4 protein-coding genes are annotated in these 3,498 nt (G+C 65.3%); all 4 read left to right on the plus strand.

Annotated features, from left to right (window positions below; translation table 11 throughout):
* Positions 1-752, plus strand: a 752-nt coding sequence (locus Q1X76_RS09980) for an N-acetylmuramoyl-L-alanine amidase (protein WP_300719733.1), incomplete at its 5' end; no start/stop codon positions are given.
* Between the two features lie 108 nt (positions 753-860).
* Positions 861-1,397 carry an OmpH family outer membrane protein gene (locus tag Q1X76_RS09985; RefSeq protein ID WP_300719735.1) on the plus strand — a complete coding sequence of 179 codons (537 nt, stop codon included), beginning with the start codon at positions 861-863 and terminating at the stop codon, positions 1,395-1,397.
* Positions 1,398-1,532: 135 nt separating this feature from the next.
* The gene (fabZ, locus tag Q1X76_RS09990; protein WP_300719737.1) at positions 1,533-1,997 is read left to right on the plus strand and encodes a 3-hydroxyacyl-ACP dehydratase FabZ; all 465 of its coding nucleotides are present in this window, start codon (positions 1,533-1,535) and stop codon (positions 1,995-1,997) included.
* 2 nt (positions 1,998-1,999) lie between these two features.
* Positions 2,000-2,989 (plus strand): glycosyltransferase, encoded by a 990-nt coding sequence (locus Q1X76_RS09995; protein ID WP_300719739.1) that lies wholly within the window; start codon positions 2,000-2,002, stop codon positions 2,987-2,989.
* Positions 2,990-3,498 lie beyond the last annotated feature (509 nt).

Here is a 3,498-nt window from a genome sequence, read left to right on the forward strand (position 1 = left end):
CCCACGGAGTAGGCCACGGTGCCGGACTCGAGCGCGGCCAGCAGCGCGTCTTCATCGACGCCGGTCACGGTGGCCGTGATCCGGGCACCAGCCACAATGCCGTGGTGGAACGTGCCATCACCCTGGACATCGCCCTGCGCCTGGGCCGTCTGCTGGAAGACAACGGTCTGGAGGTGGTCTACAGCCGGCGCAAGGACGTGGCCGTGGGGCTGCGCGAGCGCACCGGCAAGGCCAACAGCGTCGGCGCCGATCTCTTCGTCTCCATCCACGTCAACGCGCATGAGAACAGCGAGATCAACGGCTTCGAGACCTACTATCTGGACCTCTCCCGCGATCCCCGGGCCGTCCGCGTGGCCCGACAGGAGAACTCCCGCGCGGACAAGAAGATGGCGGACGTGCAGGGCATCCTGCCCAACGCCATGCTCTCGACCCGCCAGTACGAGAGCCGCCGCCTGGCCGCCGACATCCAGCGGCAGGCCCTCGGGACCCTGAAACGCCGCGGCTACCATGTGCGGGACAACGGCACCCGCGCGGCCCCCTTCGTCGTGCTGCTGGGCGCGCGCATGCCCTGCGTCCTGGTGGAGGTGGGCTACTGCACCAATGTCAGGGAAGCCGCCAACCTGCGTGACGCCCGCTACCGCGAGATCGTGGCCGAAGGTCTGACCGACGGCATCCTGAGCTACAGGGATCGCCTGCGGAAGAACCGCACGGCCCAGAATTCCTTGACGCCCCCTGCCTCTGGTGCTATGTGATGACGGTGATCAGGGGGCGTATCGCCCTGATCGCGCAGATCCATGCACAATCACTGCCAGAGCGGCATCCATGATCCGCAGGAGCATTCGATAAAAGGGAGTTTTTCCATGCGTAAAGTGTTGTTTCTGACCCTTGCGGTCTGCCTGATGCTGGCGGGTGCCGTCGCCGCCAATGCCGCTGAACCTACTGTCGCCAAGATCGGCGTGGTGGACATGCAGGCCGTAGCCACCCAGAGCGAACCTGCCCAGGCTGCCAAAAAGCAGATGGAAAGCAAGTACGGCAAGGAACGCGCCGCTCTGGAAAAACAGGGCGAAGCTCTGAAGAAATCCGCCGAAGAGCTGAAGGGCCCCAAGGCTTCCGATGAAAAGAAGCTGGCCTTCATCCGCAAGAAGCAGGAACTGGATCAGAAGACCCGCAATTTCCTGCGCAAGGTGGAACAGGACGAAGTGAAGCTGCGCCAGGACATGGTGACCCTGGTCTTCAACGCCACCTACAACGTGGCCCAGCGCAAGGGCTTCAACTTCGTGGTGGACATCACGGCCGGCGGCGTCCTCTATGCCGACCAGACCATGGACCTGACCCAGGACGTGCTGGCTGAAGTCAACAAGATCCACAAGGACGACAAGGCCAAGAGCGGCAAGTAGGCCCCTCCCGCACCGCCTTTCCCGGCCCCCTGCCCGCAGGGGGCTTTTTTTTGCCCTGCCCCGGCCGCAGCCCGCCTTGTCTTGCACCGGGCATCGGGCTAAACTGCGGCATCATATCCATCAAAGGAGTTTTCCATGTCGGACGCAACGCCTCTCACCATGGACATCCAGCGCATCCTCTCCATCCTGCCCCACCGCTATCCCTTCCTGCTGGTGGACCGCGTCCTGGAATGCGTGCCTGGCTCCCATATCAAGGCCTACAAGAACGTGACCATCAACGAGCCCTTCTTCCAGGGCCATTTCCCCGGCGCGCCCATCATGCCCGGCGTGCTCATCCTCGAAGCCCTGGCCCAGACCGGCGCGCTGCTGGCCGTTTCCGGCATGGAAGGCGACCTGTCGGACAAGCTCTTCTTCTTCACCGGCCTGGACGGCGTCAAGTTCCGCCGCCAGGTGCTGCCCGGCGACCGTCTGGAACTGCACTGCGACAACATCCGCATGAAGCTCAAGCTCTGCAAGATGGACGCCCGCGCCTATGTGGACGGCAAACTGGCCGCCGAAGCCCAGATCACCGCCGCCATCGGCGACCGTCCCAAGGCCTGAACATGAAAGTCGCCCTGGTCCATTACTGGCTGGTCAACATGGGCGGCGGCGAAAAGGTGCTCGAAGCCCTGTGCCGCCTCTATCCCCAGGCGGACATCTTCACCCATGTGCTGGACAGGGACAGGCTCCTGCCCGAGTTCCGCCGGCATGACATCCGCACCACCTTCATCGACCGTCTGCCCGCCAGCCGCAGGCTGTACAAAAAGTACCTGCCCCTGATGCCGCACGCCCTGGAGCTGCTCGACCTGACGGACTACGACCTGGTCATCTCCAGCGAGTCCGGCCCGGCCAAGGGCGTCATCACCCGGCCGGACAGCCTGCACGTCTGCTATTGCCACACGCCCATGCGCTATCTGTGGGACAACTGGCCGGCCTACATGCGCAGCACGGGGCGTCTCTCGCGCCTGGCCATGCGCCTGATGCTGCCCTCCCTGCGCCAGTGGGACAGCCTCAGCGCCCAGCGGGTGGACCACTTCGTGGCCAACTCCCGCCATGTGGCCCGGCGCATCCGCAAATACTGGCGCCGCGAGGCCGCCGTGGTCCATCCGCCGGTGGACACGCAGGCCTTCACGCCCCGCAGGACGCCGGGCGGCGAGCACTACCTCTGTTTCGGCCGTCTGGCCTCCTACAAGCGCGTGGACCTGGCCGTGGAGGTCTGCACCCGCCTCGACCGGCCGCTGGTGGTGGTCGGCGACGGCGAAATGCTGCCCCGGCTCAAGGCCAAGGCCGGGCCCAGCGTCCGCTTCACGGGCCGCCTGGACGATACCGCCGTGCGCGAGCTCATGGCCCGCAGCCGGGCCCTGCTCTTCCCCGGCGAGGAAGACTTCGGCATCATCCCGGTGGAAGCCATGTCGGCAGCCCTGCGGCGCTTCGAAGCCTGCGAGATGGACTTCGATCCGTCCCGCCTGCACGCCCATGCGGAGAACTTCTCCGTTGAACGTTTTCTGACCGGTTTCCAGAAACAGGTGGACGCCGCCATGGCCCGCCTTTAGGGACGGCGTGCGGAAAAACGAAAAGGACAGCTTTCCGGGGCTGTCCTTTTCGTTTTTTGCATACGGAACAGAGGCCTGTCCGAGTCCGGCAGGAACAGGCGTGCCGCAGCGCCCCCCGACCGGCGAAAGGCCGCACGCAGGCCATGCCGTCCGGGCTCGCTGCCGGGCGTGGCGATATGCCACCGCAACGGACAAGGTCCGGATGGACAGGCGCACGCTCCCGGCAGGCTTTTTTGCGTGACGGACGGCGCGCGGCACCCCCCGGGACAGGACGCCGCGGCGGCCGCAGACGACCGTCTCGGCCTTCGGTCCGCCCGGCAGGCCGCCACAGACGCAGCCCCGATGCCGCGAAATGAGGGGGGGGCTGACAGTCGCGCCCCAAGGTGGGCTGCGCTGATATGAATCTTACAGTTTATTTCAAATGAATAGAGGATATCAGCTACGCATGCCCAGTGCAGGATGCGTGCCGCATGCTCCCGCATTCCTCGGAAAAGCGCGCCGGGGAAAGG

It is taken from the genome of uncultured Desulfovibrio sp., from assembly GCF_949282365.1.
GTDB lineage: Bacteria > Desulfobacterota > Desulfovibrionia > Desulfovibrionales > Desulfovibrionaceae > Desulfovibrio.

What these genes read in the sequence shown, in the direction of transcription:
- Q1X76_RS09985 (WP_300719735.1), top strand. Translation starts at nt 861, where the DNA reads ATGCGTAAAGTGTTGTTTCTGACCCTTGCGGTCTGCCTGATGCTGGCG.
- fabZ (WP_300719737.1), top strand. Translation starts at nt 1,533, where the DNA reads ATGTCGGACGCAACGCCTCTCACCATGGACATCCAGCGCATCCTCTCC.
- Q1X76_RS09995 (WP_300719739.1), top strand. Translation starts at nt 2,000, where the DNA reads ATGAAAGTCGCCCTGGTCCATTACTGGCTGGTCAACATGGGCGGCGGC.